Annotated in this window: 25 protein-coding genes and 1 pseudogene; 8 read left to right on the top strand and 18 right to left on the bottom strand. The window is 60.0% G+C overall.

The features are described from left to right. Nucleotides 1-90: 90 nt before the first annotated feature. A pseudogene (locus tag QP324_RS05375) lies at nucleotides 91-1181 on the top strand (IS256 family transposase); the annotation flags it as partial. A gap of 102 nt (nucleotides 1182-1283) precedes the next feature. Next, nucleotides 1284-1967, top strand: a complete 684-nt coding sequence (locus tag QP324_RS05370; RefSeq protein ID WP_284814909.1) for a hypothetical protein — start codon at nucleotides 1284-1286, stop codon at nucleotides 1965-1967. Nucleotides 1968-1974: 7 nt separating this feature from the next. Here the strand turns inward: QP324_RS05370 and QP324_RS05365 are convergent, their stop codons facing one another. The 14 genes from QP324_RS05365 to hisD form a co-directional block, all read right to left on the bottom strand. Next, nucleotides 1975-2865: a cation diffusion facilitator family transporter gene (locus QP324_RS05365; RefSeq protein WP_049377580.1), complete on the bottom strand. Its 891-nt coding sequence runs from the start codon at nucleotides 2863-2865 to the stop codon at nucleotides 1975-1977. A 293-nt stretch (nucleotides 2866-3158) separates the two neighbouring features. Continuing rightward, nucleotides 3159-4574 (bottom strand): pyruvate kinase, encoded by a 1416-nt coding sequence (pyk, locus tag QP324_RS05360; protein WP_284814915.1) that lies wholly within the window; start codon nucleotides 4572-4574, stop codon nucleotides 3159-3161. 159 nt (nucleotides 4575-4733) lie between these two features. Continuing rightward, nucleotides 4734-5687, bottom strand: a complete 954-nt coding sequence (gene lgt, locus QP324_RS05355) for a prolipoprotein diacylglyceryl transferase (protein ID WP_284814906.1) — start codon at nucleotides 5685-5687, stop codon at nucleotides 4734-4736. A 45-nt stretch (nucleotides 5688-5732) separates the two neighbouring features. Next, nucleotides 5733-6563 carry an indole-3-glycerol-phosphate synthase gene (locus QP324_RS05350; RefSeq protein WP_179386685.1) on the bottom strand — a complete coding sequence of 277 codons (831 nt, stop codon included), beginning with the start codon at nucleotides 6561-6563 and terminating at the stop codon, nucleotides 5733-5735. Nucleotides 6564-6647: 84 nt separating this feature from the next. Then, entirely contained in the window at nucleotides 6648-7286 is a 639-nt protein-coding gene (locus tag QP324_RS05345) for a TIGR02234 family membrane protein (protein ID WP_239277390.1), read from the bottom strand. Next, complete coding sequence (gene hisI / locus QP324_RS05340; RefSeq protein ID WP_150851219.1) at nucleotides 7283-7645, bottom strand: phosphoribosyl-AMP cyclohydrolase; 363 nt, start codon at nucleotides 7643-7645, stop codon at nucleotides 7283-7285. Before hisI ends, QP324_RS05345 begins: the two co-directional genes overlap by 4 nt. Continuing rightward, on the bottom strand, nucleotides 7645-8412 hold the full coding sequence (hisF, locus tag QP324_RS05335) for an imidazole glycerol phosphate synthase subunit HisF (RefSeq protein WP_284814903.1): 768 nt from the start codon (nucleotides 8410-8412) through the stop codon (nucleotides 7645-7647). The genes hisI and hisF overlap by 1 nt, the downstream gene beginning before the upstream one ends. Nucleotides 8413-8442: 30 nt before the next feature. Next, nucleotides 8443-9225: an inositol monophosphatase gene (locus tag QP324_RS05330; protein ID WP_284814900.1), complete on the bottom strand. Its 783-nt coding sequence runs from the start codon at nucleotides 9223-9225 to the stop codon at nucleotides 8443-8445. Between the two features lie 3 nt (nucleotides 9226-9228). Continuing rightward, complete coding sequence (gene priA, locus QP324_RS05325; RefSeq protein WP_284814898.1) at nucleotides 9229-10017, bottom strand: bifunctional 1-(5-phosphoribosyl)-5-((5-phosphoribosylamino)methylideneamino)imidazole-4-carboxamide isomerase/phosphoribosylanthranilate isomerase PriA; 789 nt, start codon at nucleotides 10015-10017, stop codon at nucleotides 9229-9231. Nucleotides 10018-10031: 14 nt separating this feature from the next. Then, nucleotides 10032-10664: an imidazole glycerol phosphate synthase subunit HisH gene (gene hisH, locus QP324_RS05320; protein ID WP_284765796.1), complete on the bottom strand. Its 633-nt coding sequence runs from the start codon at nucleotides 10662-10664 to the stop codon at nucleotides 10032-10034. A 3-nt stretch (nucleotides 10665-10667) separates the two neighbouring features. After that, complete coding sequence (locus QP324_RS05315; RefSeq protein WP_284765795.1) at nucleotides 10668-11918, bottom strand: MFS transporter; 1251 nt, start codon at nucleotides 11916-11918, stop codon at nucleotides 10668-10670. Nucleotides 11919-12087: 169 nt separating this feature from the next. Then, a complete protein-coding gene (gene hisB / locus QP324_RS05310; protein ID WP_284765794.1) occupies nucleotides 12088-12690 on the bottom strand; it encodes an imidazoleglycerol-phosphate dehydratase HisB in 603 nt (200 codons plus the stop codon). Then, the gene (locus tag QP324_RS05305) at nucleotides 12687-13817 is read right to left on the bottom strand and encodes a histidinol-phosphate transaminase (RefSeq protein ID WP_284814896.1); all 1131 of its coding nucleotides are present in this window, start codon (nucleotides 13815-13817) and stop codon (nucleotides 12687-12689) included. Before QP324_RS05305 ends, hisB begins: the two co-directional genes overlap by 4 nt. Next, complete coding sequence (hisD, locus tag QP324_RS05300) at nucleotides 13818-15128, bottom strand: histidinol dehydrogenase (protein WP_284814894.1); 1311 nt, start codon at nucleotides 15126-15128, stop codon at nucleotides 13818-13820. 126 nt (nucleotides 15129-15254) lie between these two features. Between hisD and QP324_RS05295 the strand changes: the two genes are divergently transcribed. After that, nucleotides 15255-16151, top strand: coding sequence for a YbjN domain-containing protein (locus tag QP324_RS05295; protein WP_284814893.1), 897 nt, complete (start codon nucleotides 15255-15257; stop codon nucleotides 16149-16151). Nucleotides 16152-16160: 9 nt separating this feature from the next. Here the strand turns inward: QP324_RS05295 and QP324_RS05290 are convergent, their stop codons facing one another. Both QP324_RS05290 and QP324_RS05285 read right to left on the bottom strand, forming a co-directional pair. After that, the gene (locus QP324_RS05290) at nucleotides 16161-16565 is read right to left on the bottom strand and encodes a hypothetical protein (RefSeq protein WP_225746752.1); all 405 of its coding nucleotides are present in this window, start codon (nucleotides 16563-16565) and stop codon (nucleotides 16161-16163) included. Between the two features lie 82 nt (nucleotides 16566-16647). Then, a complete protein-coding gene (locus QP324_RS05285; protein ID WP_239277379.1) occupies nucleotides 16648-17436 on the bottom strand; it encodes a hypothetical protein in 789 nt (262 codons plus the stop codon). Nucleotides 17437-17600: 164 nt separating this feature from the next. Here QP324_RS05285 and QP324_RS05280 point away from each other — a divergent pair, with 164 nt between their 5' ends. The 5 genes from QP324_RS05280 (at nucleotide 17601) to QP324_RS05260 (ending at nucleotide 23412) form a co-directional block, all read left to right on the top strand. After that, nucleotides 17601-18140 (top strand): TetR family transcriptional regulator, encoded by a 540-nt coding sequence (locus QP324_RS05280; protein WP_239277377.1) that lies wholly within the window; start codon nucleotides 17601-17603, stop codon nucleotides 18138-18140. 21 nt (nucleotides 18141-18161) lie between these two features. Further along, a complete protein-coding gene (gene glgX / locus QP324_RS05275) occupies nucleotides 18162-20360 on the top strand; it encodes a glycogen debranching protein GlgX (RefSeq protein WP_239277376.1) in 2199 nt (732 codons plus the stop codon). Nucleotides 20361-20373: 13 nt separating this feature from the next. Further along, a complete protein-coding gene (locus QP324_RS05270; protein WP_284765787.1) occupies nucleotides 20374-21705 on the top strand; it encodes an exonuclease domain-containing protein in 1332 nt (443 codons plus the stop codon). 80 nt (nucleotides 21706-21785) lie between these two features. Beyond that, nucleotides 21786-22403 (top strand): hypothetical protein, encoded by a 618-nt coding sequence (locus QP324_RS05265; protein ID WP_284814890.1) that lies wholly within the window; start codon nucleotides 21786-21788, stop codon nucleotides 22401-22403. A gap of 10 nt (nucleotides 22404-22413) precedes the next feature. Continuing rightward, a complete protein-coding gene (locus tag QP324_RS05260; protein WP_239273611.1) occupies nucleotides 22414-23412 on the top strand; it encodes a GTP pyrophosphokinase family protein in 999 nt (332 codons plus the stop codon). Between the two features lie 22 nt (nucleotides 23413-23434). Here QP324_RS05260 and QP324_RS05255 read toward each other — a convergent pair whose 3' ends face one another. Both QP324_RS05255 and QP324_RS05250 read right to left on the bottom strand, forming a co-directional pair. Beyond that, complete coding sequence (locus QP324_RS05255; RefSeq protein ID WP_023021235.1) at nucleotides 23435-23824, bottom strand: RNA-binding S4 domain-containing protein; 390 nt, start codon at nucleotides 23822-23824, stop codon at nucleotides 23435-23437. Further along, the gene (locus tag QP324_RS05250; RefSeq protein ID WP_284814888.1) at nucleotides 23825-24064 is read right to left on the bottom strand and encodes a hypothetical protein; all 240 of its coding nucleotides are present in this window, start codon (nucleotides 24062-24064) and stop codon (nucleotides 23825-23827) included. Nucleotide 24065 lies beyond the last annotated feature (1 nt).

The following is a 24065-nucleotide window of genomic DNA, read 5'->3' as shown; positions in this document are numbered from 1 at the left end:
TGAACTCGACGGAATACTTTCTAGGCATAGTTCAATCCTTCCTTAGCTGAGGTAGGAACTAAACCCAGGACGCTTCAAACAGACAATCACCGCAACGGATCGTATCCAAAGACCGTGGATTCTAACTACGGGCCAGTCACCGTTGATGTGCCAAGAGATCGGGCTGGCACATTCTTGCCGACTATGATCCCTAAAGGTTCTAGGCGCTTGACTGATGTCGATGACATGATAGTCAGCTTGTACGCCGGTGGGATGACAATTAGGGACATCCAGCACCATATGGCAACGGCGATGCGGGTCGATATTTCCCATGAGACGATTTCTGCGGTTACTGATGCCGTCTCGGATGAGGTCATGGTCTGGCAAAACCGCCAGCTAGACGAGTTCTACCCGGTCATTTTCCTGGACGCGCTGCGCATTAAAATCCGCGATGGCGGCCTAATGGTCAATAAGTCCGCGTACATGGCAATCGGCGTGGCTCTCGACGGTATCAAGCACATTTTGGGATTGTGGATTGCCAAAGAAGAAAGCGCTTCATCCTGGGCGCAAGTATGCGTCAATCTTTCTAACCGTGGGGTTAAAGACGTCTTTATCGTTTGCTGTAACGGGTTCAAAGGCTTGCCGGAAGAAGTAAAGGCAACCTGGCCGAACTCTATGGTGCAAACCTGTATCGTGCACCTGATTCGCGCAGCTAACCGATGGGTAGCCTACAGGGATCGTCGGGGTGTATCGGCCGCGTTGAAAAAGATTAAACCGCTAGAGACGAGCCCACAGCTCAGGCTGCTTTAGACGAACTTGAAGCCTCTGAATTGGCAGAAAAGTATCCACGCTCAGTCAAAGTCTGGCGGGATGCTTGGCAGCGTTTCGTACCGTTTCTGCAGTTCCCACCAGCAGCCAGCAAGGTCATTTACACGAAGAATTCGATTGAATCATTCAACAATGAACTGCGGAAAGCTACCCGCAACAGGGTGCAGTTCACTAACAATGAATCAGCGCTCAAGACGCTATGGCTCATGATCTGCAATATCGAAGACAGACGAGCTGCCAAGAGAGCGAAGCAGGGCAAACGAGTCTCAGCGACAACCGGCAGACTCATGGAAGGGACCCGAGTTTCCGGCTGGAAACAAGCCATTAACCAAATGGCCGTGGCCTACCCCGACAGCTTCGACAAATACCTATAAACCTAGCCCCACACACAAACAACTTGACACCCTCCGAACAGCAAGCATTGATAGATGCAGGTCTGCACTACATTTTGTCGGTGAAACCCCACCGTGCCTGAGGTGATTGAAACCTGGCGGCGGGAAATCCCTGGTGAAGCCTACGCCCACGGCCGGATCTGGACACAAGCCTCGGCAAGCGATGCGCGCAAACACACAACCCCGAATACGGTGACCCACTTCCAGTACTCCTATGATCGGGCCAGACACGGCCTGCGCGGAATCAAAGCGCAAGTCACAAAAGCCAAACGCGCTGTTGACGGCGAAATCGCCATTAAGCGCAACCGCTATTTCGATCTTTCCACCCCGAACAAGAAGGTCAACTACGCTCTTGCTGCCAAACACCGAGCCCTAGCCGGAATTAAAGGCTATGAAACCGACCTGACCGCTCTTCCCGCCCAGGAGGTTATCGGGCATTACCGCAGGCTATTCCACATTGAAAATGTCGTATCGGATGTCGAAATCAGACCTGAAAGCACGCCCAATCTATGCGAGGAAACAAAACTCGATCACAGCACATCTCAATATTGTGATGGCAGCACTAGCCGTGACCCACCTGATGGAGACCCGCAGTGGTCACTTCATCAAACGCCTCGTGAGAACACTCAAGAAATACCGCAGCTTTCAACTCGTCGTTGGCGGCGAAACCATTCACACCGCCGTACCATTCCCGCCCGACCTCACTGCCACCATCCAAGTAATCACCGGCCGCGAACTTCCGCACAAAATTGGCCTAAGTCAGGTTAGAAGGGAATCAGCACACCGTCTCGTGGGATTCGTGCTCTGGGTGCTCAATCTGGATGGTGGAGTGCTCGATACCGTGTTCGCGCAGGGCCTGCTGAGCGGCATCCAACAGCGGGCCGGTGCCGACGGTGCCGTCGCGCACGATATGCACGGTCGTGAGCACGTTCACGCCGTCCAGGCTCCACAGGTGCAGGTCGTGGATGTCAGCAACGCCCTCGACCTGCCGCAGCGCGGGCTCGATCGCACTGGCGTCGAAGTCCGCCGGGACTTGCTCGAGCAGCACGCTCGCCGAAAGCCGCATGAGCTGCCAGGCGCGCGGCAGCACCATCGCCGCGATCGCTAGGGAGGCGATCACGTCCGCCGCCACAAACCCCGTGGTCAGTACCACGATGCCGGCCACGATTACTGCGACCGAGCCGAGCATATCCACTAACACGTGCAAGAACGCGCCCTCCACGTTGATCGAGGATTTGCGGTGCCGGTTCAGAACCCACGCCGATAGCGCATTCGCCACCAGGCCGATCACCGCGATGATCAGCATCGTTTTTCCCTGCACTTCGGCCGGGCTCTGCAGGCGGCGCACCGCCTCGACGACAATCCACACCGAGATCGCCAGCACCATCACTGCGTTCGCCAGTGCAGCAAGCACCTCCACTCGTCGGTAGCCGTACGTGGCCTGAGCCGATGCTTGTCGGCGCCCAACCAACACCGCTAACACCGCGATGATCAACCCCGCAGCGTCGGAAAGCATGTGCATCGCATCCGCCATCAGCGCCATCGAACCCGCCAACCAGCCGCCGATCAGCTCCGCGAAGAAGACGGTGCCGGTAATGCCTAGCGCAATCAAGAGTGCGCGCAGCGGCGTGCTGGAGTGATCGTGGTCGTGGTGCTCGTGTGCCATGCACTCAGCCTACCCCCGTCGACGCTTATTGACAATTAAATGAAAATGAATGACGGTAAGCGCAGCCACTGAGGCCAAGTCGGCCTGATTTAGGTCATTGTGCAGTTGTCCTTTGAATGTGTAGAGAAGCTGAAACATGAACAACCAAAAAGTACTGCAGCCGCATGTCAGGAAAGCAACCGCTGAGTGTACACGAGGTAAATATAAATCTACATTTGTATAAATGTATATAGAAAAGCGCCGCGACCCGTGGAACATGTTAAAGGGTGGGTCGCGGCGCTCGTGCCAAAAATCTACTTCTTGGTTTCACCCAACAAGTGACACTGAATCATGTTGGTGTTGCCAGCAATTCCTGGAGGAGTACCAGCAATGACGACAATCATGTCACCTTCCTCGTACCTGTCCATCTCCAGCAATGCATCATCGATGGCTTCCATCATGTCATCGGTGGACTTAACGTGCGGGCTCAAGAAGGTCTCAGCACCCCACGTCAGAGCCAGCTGGGAACGAACCGCTGGGTCCGGCGTAAACGCCAACAGCGGAAGCTGGGAGTGCAGGCGAGCCACTCGCTTAGCGGTATCACCGGAGGTAGTAAAGGCTACGATAGCCTTTGCATTGAGGCGCTCGGCAATATCGCGGGCGGAATAGGACACCACACCACGCTTGGTGCGCGGAACGTGAGTCAGCGGTGGAACCTTGCCACCATCTTCAGCATTAGCCACGATCTTAGACATGGTGCGCACGACGTTCTGCGGGTCAATACCCACGGAAGTCTCACCAGAGAGCATAACGGCATCAGCGCCATCGAGAACGGCGTTAGCCACGTCGGAAGCCTCTGCACGGGTCGGGCGCAGGTTAGAAATCATGGAATCCAGCATCTGGGTAGCCACGATGACCGGCTTAGCGTTCTCGCGAGCAATCTGGATAGCGCGCTTCTGGAACAGCGGCACGCGCTCCAGCGGCACCTCAACACCGAGGTCACCACGGGCAATCATGATGGCATCGAATGCCAGCACGATAGACTCAAGTGCGTCTACCGCCTCAGGCTTTTCCAGCTTGGCAACGACCGGAACGCGGCGACCCTCTTCGTCCATAATCTCATGGACCTTATCCACATCTGCTGGGGAGCGGACAAAGGACAATGCCACGAGGTCAACGCCGAGATTCAAAGCGAAGCGCAGGTCAGCGATATCCTTTTCCGACAACGCCGGCACGGAGATATCCATACCAGGGAGGGAAACGCCCTTGTTATTGGAAACCGGGCCACCTTCGGTGACCTCACAGACGACGTCGTTGCCGTCGACTTCCTTGCAAACAACGGCAACCTTGCCGTCGTCGATCAGTAGGCGGTCACCTGGCTTGGCGTCCTTGGCCAGGCCCTTGTAGGTGGTGGAGACGCGGTCATGGGTGCCTTCGATATCGTCCACGGTAATGCGGACGATCTGGCCGTTATCCCATTGCTCCTCGCCGTTGATAAAGCGGCCAAGGCGAATCTTAGGGCCCTGGAGGTCCGCCAAGATACCTACGGCGCGGCCGGTCTTATCGGTGGCCTGGCGCACCCAGTTGTAATTCGCCTCGTGGTCTGCATGCTCGCCGTGAGACATATTCAGGCGGGCAACGTCCATGCCGTCCTGTACGAGGCGCAAGATGCCGTCCTCGCTAGCAACGGCAGGGCCGAGAGTACAAACAATCTTCGTTCTTCTATCCAGCATTATTGGCCTATTCCGTCGGGGGAAATTGAACACTCCCCAACCTACTCCTTCGAAAGGATTGGGGCCACAATTTCTCGGTTTCATTTTCCGAGCGGGCACCCCAAAATGCACCGTTTCCCACACAACCAAAACCAACCGGACATATTTGGGCGGTGTTTACGTCGATAAAGAACCCGGTTGCTGTCCATTAGATACCGCGTGCTCATCACTGTGCTCATCAGCATCCCGGCGCTCCGCCCAATATTTAGGATCCACCTCTTCGGGGGACTCTGGGCCCTGCCGGTGCCTATCAAGCACAAAGAAGACAATCGCGGCGATGATAAAAATCACAAGGGAGACGATGATATTTACGCGCACCCCAAAGATATGGGTTGCTTCATCGGAACGCATCCCTTCAATAAAGAAGCGCCCCAATGTATAGCCCATGACATAGAGGGCAAAGACGCGCCCGTGCCCCAACTTCCAGGCCTTGTGAGCCCACAAGAGGAAAAGGCAGACCAGGACATTCCACACGAGCTCGTACAAGAAAGTCGGGTGCACCGAGGTCATGACCTCACCCGTGGAGTGTCCGGAAACGGGAGCATAGCCGCCATTTTCATTGACACGATAATAGATGTCTAAAGCCCACGGAACGTCGGTCGGGCGCCCATAGAGCTCTTGGTTAAACCAGTTACCTAGGCGTCCAATCGCCTGCGCGAGGACGAGGCCTGGCGCCACCGCGTCAGCAAAGGGGCCGAGCGGCACCTTTTTCACTTTGAAAAGCACCCACAAAGCTAGTGCGCCCAAGGCTACGGCGCCCCAAATGCCCAGTCCGCCATTGGTGATCTTCAGCGCGTCCGCGGGATTGCAGCCATCGCAGAAGTACTTCTGGTTATCGGTAATGACGTGGTAGAGCCGCCCGCCAATGATGCCGGCTGGAATGACCACGATGGCGGCATCCCATACTGTGTCTGGGTTACCGCCGCGTGCGGTGTAGCGGCGTAAGGTCATTCGCAAGGCGACGATAATACCTACGATGATGCACAGCGCATAGGCACGAATGGGAATGGGCCCCAACTGCCACACGCCCTGCGGCGGAGACGGAATATTTGCAAGAATTTCTGTGTGCACGTAGCTAGTGTGCCTTATCCCCCACCACACCAGCTAGTTGGGGCCTTAATCTATCTTGCGCGCAGGGCACGCTGGATGCTGCCCGGCAGCCACCAAGGAACGCGCCAGCGCCGTAGGGTCCTGGGCCGCCATGACGGATTCGCCCACCAACACTGCATCGGCACCGCGTGAAGCATAGTGAAACAGATTGCGCGCGTTGTTTACCCCGCCTACTGCGATGCGCAGGATGGATTCTGGCAGGCCTGGGGCGATATCGTTAAACGCCTCGCGGTTAATGGCATCCGAAGCCAACGACCACGCATTGATGGCGATGACGCTACTTCCTGCTTTGATTGCGCGGTCGACCTCGGCGCAGTTGCGTACCTCGACAATGGCGGTCATACCGAGCGATTCCACGCGGTCTAAAAGCGCCTCCAGGCGAGCTTGCTCTAAGAGCTCTACCTGCAGCGGAATAGCATCGGCCCCAAAGCACCTGGCTTCATGAATTTGATAAGGGTCCACGATGAGATCGCGCGACATCATGGGAATATCAATCGCAGCGCGGGCAGCTGCCATGTCTTCTAAAGAACCGTGGAAGCGGCGGAAATCAGTCTGGCATGCCATGAGATGTACGCCGCAATGTTCAAAGGTGCGGGCCCATTCCGCCATCTGTTCCGCAGAGCCAACATGAGCGATTTCACCGCCGTAGGGTACGGCGCGCTTGAGCTCCGTGATGACCGAGCAGCCTGTGCGTAGCAACGCGGCGCGGGCATCCCGGGGAGGTTCCATGTCCCGCGAGCGCGCCTTTACCTCTTTAAAGGACACACGGGCTTCCCGCGCAGCAACGTCCTCCAAGACTCCTGCAACAAGGTGGTCAACGGCAATGGGCGTAGGCATCAGCACCTCCCTCCACGGGCGATTAAAATCACATTTAGGTTAACCCGCTAGCATGCCGTTCCGGAAATTACACAGGAAACGGGGCTATTTTTTGTCCATATCGGTGGGATCGATATCACTATCAAGTGCGTCCCACATCACGCGTCCAGAGTCGGAGGAGGTTTCCAAATCCTCCTCCAACTTTGCCTGCCGTGCCGCTGGGGTTTCGTATTTGCTAGATGCCTTCGCCTTATCTACGCCCGGATTGCGTGCAAGCATGACCGCACCGAAGAGGGCTGTTGCCGCACCTATTAGGGCCAGAATTGGCCCCAGGGAATGCACCTCGGTGGAAACAACTGTGGCCCAGTCAGAGATCTGGGCAGAGTCAACGGCGTTTTCATTGGCTGAGGCCCCCTGCAGGATTTTCTGCGCGCGCTCGGCGTCCGCGCCCGCAGTCAGCAGGCTCACCGGGGTCCATGCACTGACCGCGGCCGCGAGGGCGCACACTACGCCCACCACTCGCCTACCGACGCGCCGCAGCGCCATCCCCGCGACGGCACCGGCTACTAGAACTAGGGTCAGGGCCATGATCTCCAGCGACCAGGCCGAGCCGATGATGTCATTGGCTGCGGAGCCGGCCTTGTCGTCCTCGCTGGCGGCTACCACCCACGTAGCACGAGAGGACAGCCACAATACGATGGCTCCTACAGCGATAAGTAGTGGTCCAAGGCGTCTAGCCTTCACGGTTGCCCTCCTAGGAGATCGGTGGCGTCAAAGCACGTGCGGTCACCGGTATGGCAGGCGCCGCCGCGCTGCCGCACGGTCAGCAGAATAGTATCTCCATCGCAGTCAAGGCGAACGCCCAGCACCTCTTGGGTATTTCCAGAAGTTTCTCCCTTGACCCAATATTCATTGCGCGAGCGCGAAAAATATGTTGCCTTGCGGGTAGCGAGGGTATGGGCCAAAGCGTGGTCATCCATCCAGGCCATCATCAGCACCTCACCAGACTCAGCTTGGGCAATGGCCGGCACCAAGCCTTGGTCATTGCGCTTGAGCTGCTTGGCGATGTCCCCGTTAAGTTCATAGTTGCCCGGGGTACTCATCAGCGCACCTCGTAGCCCGCAGCATCAAGTGCGTCTTTCACGTCGCTGATTTCTACTTCACCGAAGTGAAAAATGCTTGCTGCCAAGACGGCATCGGCGCCAGCAGCGACGGCCGGTGGAAAATCTGCGGCGTTTCCCGCGCCGCCAGAGGCGATAACGGGAATGGTCACCGCTGCGCGCACGGCGCGCAGCAATTCAAGGTCAAATCCTTCCTTTGTGCCATCGCCATCCATCGAGTTGAGGAGGATCTCCCCTACGCCCAGTTCTTCGCCGCGGCGTGCCCATTCGATGGCGTCGATCCCAGCCGATTCCGTACCACCGTGCGTGGTGACCTCAAAGCCGGATGGCGCATACTCTTCGCGGCACCGGCGGGCATCAACAGACAGCACGATGCATTGAGCCCCGAAAATCTCAGCCATTTCGCGCAGCAGTTCCGGATTCTTAATGGCCGCGGTGTTTACTGAGACCTTATCCGCCCCGGCGCGCAATAATTCTCGGACGTCATCAACGCTGCGAACTCCGCCGCCCACCGTCAATGGAATAAATACCTGGTCTGCGGTGCGGCGCACGACCTCGAGCATGGTGGAGCGCCCTTGTGTAGAAGCAGAGACATCCAAGAAGGTAAGTTCATCGGCTCCTAGGTGGTCATAACGCGCGGCCAGCTCCACTGGGTCGCCCGCATCGCGCAGGTTGTCAAAGTTAATCCCCTTGACCACGCGGCCTTGGTCCACGTCTAGGCAGGGGATCACGCGTACGGCTACAGCCATGGCGGCCGCCTCCTTTTCGGGTATTTAGTCTTAGCGGTGAAAAGTACCGGTATGACGAGACAAGATATCCACGATGGTGGCATGAACCTGCGGGGTGCCTGCCACCATGCCGCGCGACTGCGCAGTCCACGGATTTCCTTCCGGATCGGTGACAACGCCTCCAGCGGCCTGAATCTGCAGTGCTCCCGCGGCGTTATCCCATGGGTGCGGAGAGAAGTTAATCGCGCCATCGAACACGCCCTGCGCGACGAAGGCATTATCAAGGCCCACAGAACCGGTCATTCGCGGGCGCAGTCCGGTCTCGCGCAGCTCGTGGAAAATTTCGGTGGGCAGGTGCGAAGAGCACCCCACGTGACCGCGCGCCTCATCAAAACCCATCGCATCGTCCCCTCCGCCGAAGCCAGTGGTTGGCCCACCTACCGAGCGCAGTGGGGCGCCATCGCAGGTGACCAAACGGCGCCCCAGGAGCGGGAAGTCAGATACCGCGGCAACAGGCGCACCCTCATGAATGAGTGCCACCAAGATGCCGGCCATGGGGTTTCCGGCAGAGTAGTTTGCGGTGCCATCGATCGGATCTACCACCCACACGGTATCGAGCACGCTGCCGCCTGATTCTTCTCCATAGACCGGGATGCCGGTCATCTGGGTCAAGATATCGCGCAGCTGTTGCTCGATGACGAGATCTACCTCGGTGGCAAAATCTCCCTGCCCCTTAAAACGGGCGGGCGCAGCTCCGAGGCCGGAGCGAAAAATGGGTTCTACTTGGTCTACGGCCGCCTCCGCGAAGGCCACCAACTCGCGGGGTTCCATCATGACTTAGTTGTCCTCAAGGTCGAAAGGGTCAATGGTTTCTTCCGCCGGCAGCGGCTCAACCTCGGCCACCGCAGCGAGTGCTTCGTCGAGGGTGAAATTCCCCTCGTACAGGGCCTTGCCAATAATGGCGGAATCGATGCCCTCATTTACATAAAGCGCGAGCTCGCGCAGGTCTTCCACGCTAGAAATGCCACCGGAGGCGGTGATTTTTGCCTCCGTCGCCATCGCTACCTCGCGCAAGAGCTCAATATTAGGTCCGGTGAGCGTGCCGTCTTTAGATACGTCTGTCACCACAAAGCGCTGGCATCCGGCGGCATCGAGGCGCTCGAGTACCTCCCACAGATCGCCGCCATCGGAGACCCAACCATTGCCAGCGGTACGCCATTCGCCGCCATCTTCGCGCACGGCAAGGTCCACGGCGACCTTATCTCCGTAGCGCGCGAGGATGTCCTCGATCCATTCCGGCCGCTCTAGAGCAGCCGTGCCGATGCTAATGCGCTGCGCACCGGTAGCCAGCGCGCGCTCCACCGCCGCATCGTCCCGAATGCCACCGCTAAGCTCCACATTTACCCCCAGATCGCGAGTAATCATCGCCATTTCCTCGTGGTTGGAGCCCCGGCCGAAAGCCGCATCCAAATCCACAAAATGCAACCAGTGCGCACCCTGGGACTGCCACTTTTGCGCGGCATCGCGCGGGGAACCATACGAGGTTTCGGTGCCTGCTTCGCCTTTATCCAAGCGCACGGCTTGGCCTTGAGATACATCGACTGCGGGCAAAAGCGTAAAAGTCATATCCATCATCCTACCTAGAGCGTGCGCATCCAGTTTTCCAAAAGCTGTGCACCGGCGTCCCCGGATTTTTCAGGGTGGAATTGGGTCGCCCACAGCGCACCGTTTTCTACCGCCGCGACAAACCTATCTCCTGCGTGCTCGGCCCAGCTCACCAGCGGCGGGCGGGTAATTTCCGTTTCCAATTCCCAACGGCGAACGCCATAGGAATGCACAAAATAAAAGCGCTCGTCTTCGGCCACTCCAGCAAACATATCGCTGCCGACGGGTACCTCTACGGTATTCCACCCCATATGCGGCAACACCGTAGAGTGCAGCTTTTCGACGGTACCGGGCCACTCGCCGCAACCGGTGGAGTTGATGTTGTGTTCTACTCCGGCGTCGAAAAGCACCTGCATGCCTACGCAAATGCCCAACACCGGACGCTCCCCCGCCAAGCGCTGACCGATGACCCGTGGTCCTTGCACCGCCCGCAGCCCGCGCATGCAGGCAGCAAAGGCACCCACGCCGGGGACAAGCAGACCGTCCGCTTCCACCGCTTCCTTGGGGTCCGCGGTAACGGTGACGTCCGCGCCCACTCGTTCTAGTGCGCGCTGTGCCGAGCGCACGTTGCCCGCTCCATAATCCAATAATGCGACCGTCTTTGCCATGGGCTACACCTTACGCATACGGCGCAGACGCGTCCGGATATCGTTGGTTTCGCTCACTCGGGTGCGCCCGAGTACAAAGTCTGCCACCGTCATAAGCAAGCCAACAACGAGGATGGCCACGCCGGCCCCAAACGCCCCCGCATAGCCGTAGCCGGCGACCAAGGCGCCCAAAAGGGTCGAGCCCAAACCGGTGCCGCCGTCATAGAAGATATTCCAGATGGCCGAAGCCTCCGAAACTCGTTCACGCGGCAGGCGATCAAACATCGACAGCAAGGCCTCATTTTGCGCAATACCAAAGGCACCGCCGAAGAGGAAGGCGCCCAACACGAGCCACCATACAGAGCCGTCGAGATAAAGAGGAACGGCAATGGCAAGCACACCCACGATGGCCATGATCTGGCTGGGGATGTAGAGCCGGCCAGGAGTGCCCACGCGGTCTGCCACCATGCCCGCAAAGTAGCGGAAAATCATGGCAGCGCCGCCCACGATGGATAACATGATGCCGGCCAAGCTGGCGCCGCGCTCGGCATCAAGTTCTTGCACCGCCGGCGGCAGGAAGGATGATACGGCGCCATAGCTCATAGAAAACGTCGTCAGCGCCAACGCAGGGACGAGCACCAGCTTCCACGTAGGAACGCGGATAAGGTTCGGCTCCTCTTCGGTATCGGAGGCGAGCGTGACCTTGATCTTGGGAATGCGCAAACACATGCCAAAACCCACGAAACCAATGATGCCGGCGGTGATATACGTCGAGGCATACCCCAGCTTTTCCGCCATGATCAATCCCAAGGGCAAAAAGACCATCTGGCCCAGGCCAGTAAAGACACCAATCATGCCGGTAGCCTTGCCCAGCAGGCGTACGGGCGCTAGTTCCGCAATGAGCGCGGACTCAGAAACGGTCAGCGCACCAAAGCCCACGCCGCGCAGAGCGGAAAAGAGCAGGACAACCCAAGCATCGGTGCCCAAGAGGTGGCCGAAGGCAGGTACACCCAAGGTAAAGGCAGAAAGCGCCATCACGCGGCGGTAGCCCCACCGGCGCAAGAGCCACGGGGAAATGATCTGGGTCAGCACGGTAAAGGCCATGAAGATGCCCGTGGATGATCCCGCCAAGGTAGCTGAACCGCCGGAGTCAATGACAGCTAGCGGCACTACGGGAAGGAGGATGGACCAAGCACCGAACGCCGCGGCAATGGCCACCATGGTGGCGGTGTAGCCTGGGATCTTCCAGATATTGGTTTCTTGGGTTGTACTCATTTACCAAACGCTCCTACCATCCACGAGATAGCTGCTACCACAGTGATTGCGGCCAAAAGTGAGGCTACGACTGTCATCGCCTTCGACCCCTGTTGGTAGGCAGACCATGCGCCTCCTACCAACATGCCGGCTACGAGGAAGAGGACCAAGATCATAAAGTGCATGCGTTCTAGAGTGCTCCCTTCGTCGATGGAATTCCAGTTTGGCGTGGGTCTAATTCCACCGCACCGCGCAGCGCACGCGCTACGGCCTTATACTCCGCCTCCGTAATGTGATGCGGATCGCGCCCATAGCGCACGTTGAGGTGGAGCGTTACCGCAGCGTGGGTGGCGAGCGTTTCAAAGAAGTGGCGGTTGATCACCGTGGCGTAATGCCCACCGATGATCTGCCACTGCAGGTGCTCTGGTTCGCCGTTCATGACAAAATAGGCACGACCGGAAAAATCCACCACCGCTTCCACCAAGGCCTCGTCCATGGGCAAAAGCTGGGAGCCAAAGCGGCGAATGCCGGCCTTATCCCCCACCGCCTCACGCAGCGCGGTGCCGAGCACGATGGCGGTATCTTCCACAGTGTGGTGGGCATCTACCTCCACATCGCCCTCAGCCTGCACGGTGAGATCCAAGCTGCCATGAGTAGCAAAGGCCGTGAGCATGTGATCGAAAAAAGGCAGTCCGGTGGAAATATCGCTGCGTCCCGTGCCATCGAGGTCAATGTCCACAGAAATCTGCGATTCCGACGTTGCCCGGTGGGCGCGTCCTACGCGGTTGCTCATGCTTCGCTCCTTTCTCCTGCGAGCGGGGAATCCGCCACTACTGTATCCGCAAGGTCCTCAGCTACGGCCAAAAAGGCCGAATTTTCTTCTGGCAGCCCCACCGTCATGCGCAGGTGGCCTGCGATGCCAACATCGCGAATGAGCACTTCCTTATCCAAGAACTGTTGCCACACGCGGTGTTGGTCAGCAAAGCGCCCGAAGAAGAGGAAGTTGGATTCGCTCGGCAGGACGGTATAGCCCAATTCGCGCAGGCGAGCGGCCACCCGCTCGCGTTCGGCGGCGATCTTTTCCACGGTGGCGAGCGTATCCGCGCTATGGCGCAGCGCCACCGTCGCCGCTGCTTGGGAAAGCACGGACAGGTGGTACGGCAAGCGCACCAACATTACGGCCTCCACAAAGGCCGGGTCCGCCACAAAGTATCCGAGACGGCCGCCGGCAAAATCGAAAGCCTTAGACATGGTGCGCGAGACCACCAGCTTCGTCGGGTATTTATCCAGCAGCGTCACCGCAGAAGGCGAGGAAGAAAATTCGCCATAAGCTTCATCGACGATGAGGATGCCCGGGGCGGCGTCGGCAAGCGCAGCAATATCGTCCACGCTGGTCACCCCGCCAGTGGGGTTATTCGGCGTAGTCACAAAGATGATATCCGGCTGGTGCTGCGCCACGGCTGCCAGCGCCCGGTCCATATCGATGCGGAAATTCTCATCGCGCGGGCACTCCACAAACTGCGTATGGGTCCCATCCGCGAGGATAGGGTGCATGGAATAAGACGGGGTGAAACCGAGCACGCTGCGGCCTGGACCGCCGAATGCCTGCAACAGCTGCTGCAAAATCTCATTCGAGCCATTGGCCGCCCACACCTGCGCATAGCCCACGCGCACGCCGGTTTGTGCAGAAACGTAGTCCGCCAAGGCCTGACGCAACTCCACCGCGTCGCGCTCCGGATAGCGATTGAGTGTGGTGGCAAGGCGCCGGGTCTCCACCACTAAGTCATCCACTAGCGCCTGCGAGGGAGGATAAGGATTTTCGTTGGTATTGAGCTGGTAGGCCACGTGGAGCTGCGGCGCCCCATAGGCAGACTTGCCGCGCAGCTCCTCGCGCAGGGGAAGATCATTCAAGTGCGTCATTTAATTCTCCTCGAATCGGGCGCGGATAGCCTCGCCGTGAGCGGGCAGCCCCTCGGCCTCCGCAAAAGCGATTACGTGCGGGGCAATCTCTTCCAGCGCAGCTCGGTCATATTCAATGAGGTTGACCGGCCGCATAAAGGTATGGGTAGAAAGACCGGCAGAAAAGCGCGCCGTACCAGAGGTGGGCAATACGTGATTGGAACCAGCCGCGTAATCTCCGAGCGGCACTGGAGCAAAGTCCCCTACAAAGATGGCACCGGCGTGCTTAATCCGCTCGGCCACCGCGCCGGGCTCTGCGGTGTGGATCTCCAGGTGCTCAGCAGCGTAGGCATTGGCCACCGCCACCGCTGCATCCAGGGAATCGACCAACACAATTCCGGATTGCTCGCCGCCTAGAGCTTCGGCCGCTCGCTCCGCATTAGCGGTGGCGCCGTAGCGCGCTTCTACCTCCGCCTTCACACGCTGAGCCAGGCTTGGCGATGCCGTAATGAGCACGCTCGCGGCCATCGGATCATGCTCGGCCTGGGAGATAAGGTCATAGGCCACATACACCGGATTCGCGGTGTCATCAGCGATAATGGCGATTTCGGTCGGCCCAGCCTCGGCATCCGTGCCCACCACGCCGCGCACCAGCCGTTTGGACGCGGTGACGAAGATATTTCCAGGGCCGGTAATCATGTCCACAGGGGCTAGTTCGGCGTCATCATCGCCGTAGGCCATCAGCGCGATGGCCTGGCCGCCTCCTACCGCCCAGACCTCATCCACACCCAGCATCTGGCACACGGCCAACACCGTGGGGTGAGGCAGGCCACCGCACTCTTTTTGTGGCGGCGAGGCTACCACCAAGCTTTCCGCGCCGGCCGCCTGCGCTGGCACGGCATTCATAATCACCGAGGACGGATAGACCGCCTTGCCTCCCGGCACGTATAGTCCAACGCGCTCGACGGGGCGAAAGACCTCGGTCACCGTGGCACCTGGCGCCAGCTCGGTGGCGTGCGCGGCCGGTTTCTGCTCGGCGTGAACCTTGCGGACCCGCTCAATGGAGGCCGCAATCGCTTGGCGCACCTGCGGGTCTAGTCCGGAGGCGGCCTTCTCCAGCTCCGCTTGGGGCACCCGCAGGTGGGTTGGGCGCACGCCATCGAATTGCTCGCCATAGTCCAAGGCGGCCGCAGCGCCTTCTTGACGTACTCGATGAACCAGCGGCGCCACCTTGTCCACCACGGCGGCGACGTCGGTGCCACCGCGCGGCAAAACTCGCCGCAGCTGGGCGGGGCGCAGCTCTTGGCCGCGCAGATCGATGGTGCGAAGCATTCCCGACTCCTCTTCTCCCTATCGGATTTCTGTTATTAAACCAATATCCTAATGGTCAAACGCCAGCGAGGGGGCCGGTTTGGGCTATAGACTCGGTGTCAACACAGCTTTAAGGTGGTGGCAGCGATGAGCGAGATTGAGCCCTCTCTTCTGCTCGCGCATGCCCACACCATTGCCCGCGATAATGACGTGTCCTGCTGGGCTCTGCCTACTGGCGAGCTTCTCGTTCCTCATGCGGCCGGTGGCTCCACCTTCATCTTTATAGACCAGCTGGAAGAACCGGTGCTCCACCTGCACACCAGCCCCCGCGGCGGCGTCGATCTCAGCGAGATCTCCGAGCTCGCACACCTAGCCAACGAGTGGAACCACGATTGCCTCTCCCCAGCCGTCATGGTTGATTATGACCAGCCTGACTGCGTGAGCGTTTCCGGTCATAGCTATCTGCCGGCCGATACCTCCCCCAGCCGCGAACAGCTCGCGGCATTCCTCCTACCGGCGCTGCGCAATGCGGAGGTCCTCATGGATCTGCTCGCCCAATCCCATCCCGGCCTCATGCGCGAAGCCTCACCGGAGCTTGCCCCGCTTGCCGACGCCCCCTTGGAACCCTTCACCCTCGATAGCCTGGCCGAGATCCTGCCGCTTATTGGCATCCAGCGCTTCCAAAGCGACGGCGCCACGGCGATCTACGCGTGGGTCAATGACGTTCTTTTCGCCTTCGCACTGGACAACGGGCCCAGCCTCATTATCAAAGGGCATTGGGACCCCAGCCTGGACGAGGCGGAATTTACCCGGCTCTTCCTCATTTGCAATGACTGGAATCGCGCCCACCACGGCGCCGTAGCATTTTGCCACCACACCGCCGAGGGCCTGCAAGTGCGGATGGATGCCGCCACCATTACCGCCGCGGGACTTACCCGGCCGCAACTATTTAGCACCATCGGCCGCGGGCTCAAGCACATCCTGCACGGCATCGATGACATCGCACACGAAGTAACCGGTGCCTCGCCCGTCGAATGGCCCTAGGCGCGCACATCACCAATCTTCATCGGCGCTGACAAAGGCCGTGGACCAATAAGCAAACATCGCCATAAAGGGCGCCACCGCCCACGAGATGGCTGGGGAAAAATTCGGGGCGAACTCTACAACTTCCCCTGGGTTTTCTGGCGGATGCGTGGCGGTGACCCCGCCAAAGACATAAAAGGACGCTGCCCCAGCCAGGGCACACACGCCGACCCACAGGAGCATCGACAAGCCCCGCCCTTGCCGGCGCAGGTACGCGCCCAACCCCAAGAACAAACCAAGCAGGCCGGTAATGAGGGCAAAGGTAATAAAGGCGATGAACTGAACGCTTCCCATCGCATCGATGGCATAGCCACCATCGTCTACCTCATGGCCGGTAAGCGTCGGGCGGAAAAGCCCCCACAGCGCACCGGCCACGCCATAAACCAGGAGCGCACACGCGAGTAACCCCGCACCAAAACCTAGGGTGCGGGGTAACCGGCGCTTTAACAGAGACAACTTAGTTACAGAAGGTCCAGTTACCATTCTCGCGGCGGAAGCGGACCGTGGAGGTCTCGGTGCCCTCAGAGTTGGACACGCTCACGGTTGCAGAAGCATCGTCGCCGTTGACCACAACGTCATTGACGGACTGCAGCTTGGTCGACTGCGGGATGGACTCCAACTGGCTAGCGAACTTCTCTACCTCGGCGTTGCCACCGCCCTGCTGGCGCATGGTGTTGGCGTACTCGGCAAAGGACTGGTTCGGCAGGCTATCGACGTACTGCTGGTACTGGCCAAACTCCTGGGACTGCTCATCGCGGACTGCCTGGCAGGCGTGCTGCGGCATGTAGTTGAAGTATTCCTTCACATTATCGATCTCGTGCTGGCCGCGAACCAGCTGCTCGATGGCCTGCTTATCGGCATCATTAGCGTTCTGGCCACCTTCAATCGGCTTGATGTCCTTCGCGCCAGCGAAAGGATCCTCACCATTGTTCAGCGGGTTAGCCAGCTGATCTGGCCCCTCGCCAGCGCCGTCCTCGCCCTCCTGGCCTTTTGCACCTGCAGCGGCGTCCTTCTTTTCACCGTCCTTATTCTGATCCTTTTCTTTATCCTTGTCCTTGTCCTTGGACTTATCGGCGTCCTTGTCCTCGGACTTATCTGCAGACTTATCCTCAGAAGACTTGGATGCCGTGGTGGCGGAAGCCTTCTTGGAATCGTCATTGTCATCCGAACCACACGCAGCCAAAGCCAGCGGGGTGACCAGCGCAACTGCGATGAGGGACTTCTTTGCAGGGGTCAAAAAGGACAAGGGAAAGCTCCTGAATCAATCTTGCGAATGTGAAGCCACCCCAAGAGCGGCCTCTTATTTGTCTTCGCAATACTAACAACCCGACGATGGAAATGACATTGAGACTCCGTTAAAAGAACCTGTGAACTACCGTCCCGCCCGGCCAAGTCCGTACAATTGCCAAGGTGCACATAAATCGCGAGAGTATTATCGGCGCCGCGCTTTCCCTGCTTGATTCCTATGGGCTTGGGGACGTCACCATGCGCCGCGTTGCTTCCTCCCTCGGCGTTGCCCCCAGCGCACTCTACTGGCACATTGCCAATAAGCAAGCGCTCATTGCAGCCCTAGCAGAGGAGATTATCTCCCCCGTTTCTGGGGAGTCTCTCGAAGACATCAGCCTCAACCTCCGTGATTTGCTGCTCGCCCGCCGCGACGGCGCCGAGGTAGTCATTGCCGGCCTCTCCCTCCCGCAGGCCCCTGCCTGGGACCGCCTCTTGACGGCCTTCACCGCTGCCGCCACGCGCAGCACCCTTGCTGCCGACAGCGCCCACCGCGCCGCCGCGCTCTCCGCCATTCACCTCGTGCTCGGCGCCACCTTAATGGAACAGTCCCAACGCCAGCTTGCAGAAACCACCGGTGAGTCTCCGGTCACAGATTATCGCGCAGACCTTATACGCGGCGTACGCATTATTAACGCTGGACTTACGCACGGCGCCGGCGCCTAGAAAGTGGTTATGCTCGTGGGCATGAACACTCCCGCCATGGACGCAGTCCCCACGCCCACCGAGCGCTACGGCCGCCAAATCTGGCCCGGCAAACCCACCCCACTGGGATCCACCTTTGATGGATCCGGCACCAACTTCGCCCTTTTTTCGGAAGTAGCGGACAAGGTCGAGCTCTGCCTCATTGATAAGGAAGGCAACGAAGACCGCATCGAAATGTCGGAGGTCACCGCCCATGTGTGGCATATTTACCTCCCCAATGTCACCCCTGGCCAGCGCTACGGCTACCGCGTCTATGGCCCCTATGAACCAGAAAACGGCCTGCGCTGCGACCCTTCCAAGCTCCTTGTCGATCCTTATGCCCGCGCCTTCGACGGCGAATTCGACGGCGATGCCTCCCTCTACTCCTATGACATCCACGCCGAGGAACCCGGCACCGGCCGCAACGAAGAAGACTCGCTGGGCCACACCATGTTGTCTGTGGTGATTAACCCCTTCTTTGACTGGCGCAGCGACCACCGCCCCCATATTCCCGATAACGAAAAGGTCATCTACGAAACCCACGTTAAGGGCATGACCATGACCCACCCCGACGTGCCGGAAGAGCTCCGCGGTACCTACGCGGGCATGGCACACCCGGCCGTCATTAACTACTTCAAAGAGCTTGGCGTTACCACCGTTGAGCTCATGCCCGTCCACCAATTCCTGCAGGACGATCGCCTGCGCAACCTAGGCCTGCGTAACTACTGGGGCTATAACACCTTCGGCTTTTTCGCCCCACACCATGACTATGCCTTTGCTAAGAAGCCAGGCGAGGTGGTCTCCGAGTTCAAGACCATGGTCCGCGCCTTCCACGAGGCCGGCATCGAGGTCATCCTCGATGTGGTTTATAACCACACCGCCGAGGGCAACCACATGGGCCCGACCATTGCCTTTCGCGGCATCGATAATGGCGCCTACTATCGCCTCGTCGAGGGCGATGAGGCCCATTACATGGATTACACCGGAACCGGCAATTCCCTCAATGTCCGCCACCCGCACTCGCTGCAGCTGATTATGGACTCACTGCGCTACTGGGTTACGGAGATGCGCGTCGATGGCTTCCGCTTCGACCTGGCGGCGACCTTGGCGCGGGAGCTTGACGACGTCGACAAGCTCGCCACCTTCTTCGACCTAGTACAGCAAGACCCCATTGTCAGCCAGGTCAAGCTCATCGCCGAACCCTGGGACATCGGCCACGATGGCTACCAAGTGGGCAACTTCCCGCCCATTTGGAGCGAATGGAATGGCAAGTACCGCGATACCGTGCGCGACTTCTGGCGCGGCGAGCCCGCCACCCTGGGTGAATTCGCCTCCCGCCTGACCGGCTCTTCGGATCTCTATGCCGATAATGACCGCCGCCCCACCGCCTCCATCAACTTCATCACCGCCCACGATGGCTTTACCCTGCGCGACCTTGTTTCCTATAACGACAAGCACAACGAGGCCAACGGCGAGGACAACCGCGACGGCGAATCCTTCAACCGCTCCTGGAACTGTGGTGAGGAAGGCCCCACCGATAACGACGATATCCGCAAGCTGCGCCGCCGCCAGACCCGCAACTTCCTGACCACTCTCCTGCTTTCCCAGGGCACTCCTATGCTCTCGCACGGCGATGAATTCGGCCGCACGCAAGACGGCAATAACAACGTCTATTGCCAGGACAACGAGCTGTCATGGATGGACTGGTCCATGCTGGAGGAGGAAAAATCCGCCGCGATGCTGGGCTTTACCAAGCGCGTCCTGGCCATCCGCAACCACCACCCCGTCTTCCGCCGCAAGCGCTTCCTCGCCGGCGGCCCGCTCGGCGCGGATGTGAAGGAACGCGATATCGCCTGGCTGGTTCCTTCGGGCCGCCTGATGACCCAGGACGACTGGGACCACGACTTCGGCCGCGCCCTTATGGTCTACCTCAATGGCAATGCCATCACGGAAACCACCTCCCGCGGCGAGCGCATCACCGATGATTCCTTCATCATGATTTTTAACTCCCACGACGGCGAAATCGAGTTCACCCTGCCCACCAAGGATCTCGGCGCTACGTGGCGGCTGATGGTCGATACCGCCGATTCCGGCGGTTACCCCGCGGAGGAAACCCTTATTGAGGCAGAGGGTACGATCACGGTGCAGCCGCGTTCTACGCTGATCTTGCGTCAGGTTGAACCGCCCGTTTTCGATTCCTAGAGAAAGGCCCCTCGTGTCATTTCCCGCGCACGGCGTACTCATCGATGTCACAGCGGATAAACTCGTGCTCCACCGCACCCTGCTGGCTACCAGCCTCGGTGCCCCCGCCACTGAAGATATCCCGCTTGAGTCCATCGACACCGTGCACGTGAGTGAACCGACCCCCACCGGCTTCGGCGCCCTAGACTTGGGCGCCGCCGGCACTATCGCCTTCGCCCCGCACCAAGACCCGCAGGCCGTCGCCCGCGCCATTTCCGCCGCACAGCGCGGCGAAGCACCCTCTTCCGCCGCCACCATCCCCGGCCTTGATTTCACTGCCGTGGACGTGGAAACGGCCAACGACAACTGGGGTTCTATCTGCCAAATAGGCGCGGTGCGCTTCCGCGATGGCCAGGAGACCGCCTCCCGGTCCTGGCTGTGCACCCCTCCACCAGGCCTCGAGCACTTCGCGGATATCAACGTCTCCATCCACGGCATTACCGCGGACGATGTGGAAGGGGCGCCGGCTTTTGCCGACGTCGCCAAGGAGCTCTTCGATTTCCTCGGCGGCGACGTGCTTGTCGCGCACAACGCCCAGTTTGATTCCACCGCACTGCGCTCCGGCCTGCTTACTGCTGGCGCCGAGGTGCCCACCGTGCCGCTGGCCTGCTCCCTCGCGCTGTCCCGCGATGCCTCCAAGGCCAAGGTCATTTCGGTACGCAACCATAAACTGCCCACCGTCGCCGCCCACCTGTCTGCGCCGGACTTCAGCCACCACGACGCCACCGAGGATGCCCGTGCGGCCGGCGAAATCATCGCCCGCTTGGCCGAGCGCTTCGGGCACACCGGCAGCATCCGCGACCTATTCACCGCACGCGAATTCACCTTGGGCCGCCTCGATTCCGAGGCCATCCTGCCTGTCCTACGTGCCCACACCGCCCCCACCTCCGGCGCGGATCTCGGCGCTGGGACCGACTTCCGCGACCAGACCCGTGCGGCCGGCTCCGCACAGAAGAAGTCCCGCGGGCCCGCCCCGTGGCAGTCCGTCGCCACCCCGGACACAATCCCAGAGCCCAACCCCGACGCCGACCCGGAAGGCGCACTCTACGGCCAGCACGTCACCCTCACCGGCGATTTCGAGCCCTTTGATAAGGGCGTGCTGTGGCAGGGCATCGCCGAGCGTGGCGGCCAAGTGGCAAAGAACGTCACCAAAAAGTCCACCCTGCTCATCGTGGGCGAATGGGCCAAGAAAACCTCCAAGGAAAAGCGCGCTGAGGAGCTGCAGGCCAAGGGCCAAGAAATCGACATCTGGCCGGCCGATAAGCTCTTTGCTGAGCTGCAACTCGACGCCGAGCCGCCCTTCTAGGCCCACCCGGGGAACCAAACGGGGATTTCTCCAGTCCAATAAAGGCGACCGCACCCTACCGCCACACTGGAGAAACCGCCGTGACCGTCGCCCTGCGCCCGCCTCGTCCCACCACCGCAAACCTTCTGCCTGCGCTCTTTGCCCGCTCGTGGCTGAAAGAACAGCGGCTTTCTGACGACGGCTTCTGCGACTCCCTCGCCACCATCCAGCTCTCCCCCAGCCTGTCCATGGCTCTGGTCTTTCCTGGCAAGCAGACCTTTCGCCGGCTCAGCCACCGCGGCCTCGCGGACATGGATATCTCCGCGCGCCGCGCATGGAACCACGCCTCCCATAACCTGCAGCGCGCCGCACTCGATTCGCAAGGGCTGCGCTTTTGGACCCGCCCCGCCGCCTGCGAGCTTCCTTCCGCCGCCCGTTTCGGTGGCTTGCAGGTCCGCTCCCACGGCGCACCGATTTCCTCCTGGGTTGCCCACCCAGAGACCTTTACCGTGCTGGACAAGCACATGCGCCGCCTCCTGCGATCGCACTCCCTGACCTACCTAGTGCCGGACTCCGCCACGCTCTTTGCCTTTGCCCACCTGCCGGACACCTATGCCCGCCAGCTGGCCGCCGATGCCGTCGCGCGCGTGCCCCGCCATCGCACCGTGCTCCACCCACGCCCGCTAGTATGGTCTAACGGATTCCCGCGGGAGTTATGAAAGGAGCACTATGCCGGAAAGTAGGATGTCACGGCTGAGCAACCAGTACCACGACTGGACGCGTAGCCACCCCACCGCCGCGGTGGACTTCCGGACCGCCATCGAGGACCTCCTCAATGACGCCGGCATCATCTTCGACCGCGTCTCTACCCGCGTCAAAACCTGGCCCTCACTGAAGGCGAAGGCCAAAAAGCGCCGCGAGAACGGCGATTTTGTCTATCCCCAGCCCTGGCAAGAGATCCACGATGTGATGGGCGTGCGCGTGACGGTGTATCACTCCACCGCCATTCCCCAAGCGCTCAACGTCTTTGGGGAGTCTTTCCACGTGGAGCGCTCCGTAGACAAGGCGGCCGAGACTCGCATTTCGGGAGGTTTCGGCTATGGTTCCCACCACTTGGTGCTCACCGTGACCGAGGATAGCGCCGTCGCGATGGAAGAGCTGGCGAGCTATGTTGGCTGGACCTTTGAGGTGCAGATTCGCACCGTCCTGCAGCATGCGTGGGCGGAGTTTGAGCACGATATCCGCTATAAGCAGGGCCCCAACCCGCCCTCGCCGGAGGTAGATCGCCTCTTTACCTTGGCCGCGGGCCTCATCGAACTCGCCGACCAGCAATTCGATGAAATCGCCGCGCTCAAGGCCCCCGATACAGAAACCGACAAGGATGTCGAGCTTACCGCCGAGACCCTGCCGGGCGTGCTCGCCATCATTTTGGGTAACCGCTTCCCGCTCTCACGCTCGGAGCACTACCGCTTCTTGGCGGAGCTCCTAGAGCAAAACGGCGTGCGCCACCTGGGCCAGCTTGAGCAGTTGCTGGATGACACCGCCATTGCCCACGTCCACGACGCCATGCGCTACCGTTTCCGCCCCGGCCAGGTGCGGCTTATCGACGACCTCCTGCTCAACAAATTTGGCAAGCAACACATCGAGGCCACCGCCGAATCCGGCGACCGCCCGGGCCGCAAGCGGCGGCTTACTGCGCGCCTGAAAGCGCTACGCGCCGCCCACTAGCCGCGCAGTATGTTTCGGTAACTTACCGGAAACCGCCGCGGAATTTCTCCATGTCGCGGCGTTCCTTCTTCGTCGGCCGGCCAGCACCGCGCGGGCGCACGGGAACCGACGGCATAAACTCCTTGGGCGGCGGCGGTGGCGCGTGGTCTGTATAGCAGGTGCGCGCGACGGGCGCGCCGACGCGCTTGGCGACGGTCGCTAAAACCTCGAGGTCATGCTCGTGGTGGTTGCGCCATACGCGCACGCGGTCGCCCGGCACCACCTGTTGGGAGGGCTTGACGGCCTCGCCGTTGATCTTTACGTGCCCGGCGCGCACGGCGGTCGCGGCCGCAGACCGGGTTTTAAACATGCGAACGGCCCACACCCAGGCATCGATCCTGACGGGGCGGCCGCTAGGTTGCGGTGCCGGCATCTAGTACTGGTTGTGGTTCTCGTTGACGATCTTCTGGATCTTCAGCCAGTTATAGCCGCCACCTGCAACGGCAACGATGGCACCAAGCAGCATCCAAGCCCAGAAGTTAACCGAAAGCACGCCGAGCACTACGCCCACACCGATGCCGCCGGCCACGCATACGACAGCGTTGCGGGAGTGCTTGCGCACCTGCTGCTTGCGCTGCGCAATGGGGTTATTCGGTCGTTGCTGCATACTCATG

This window comes from Corynebacterium sp. UMB0012, assembly GCF_030216265.1.
Classification (GTDB): domain Bacteria; phylum Actinomycetota; class Actinomycetes; order Mycobacteriales; family Mycobacteriaceae; genus Corynebacterium.
This window is presented reverse-complemented; position numbering and strand designations above follow the sequence as displayed.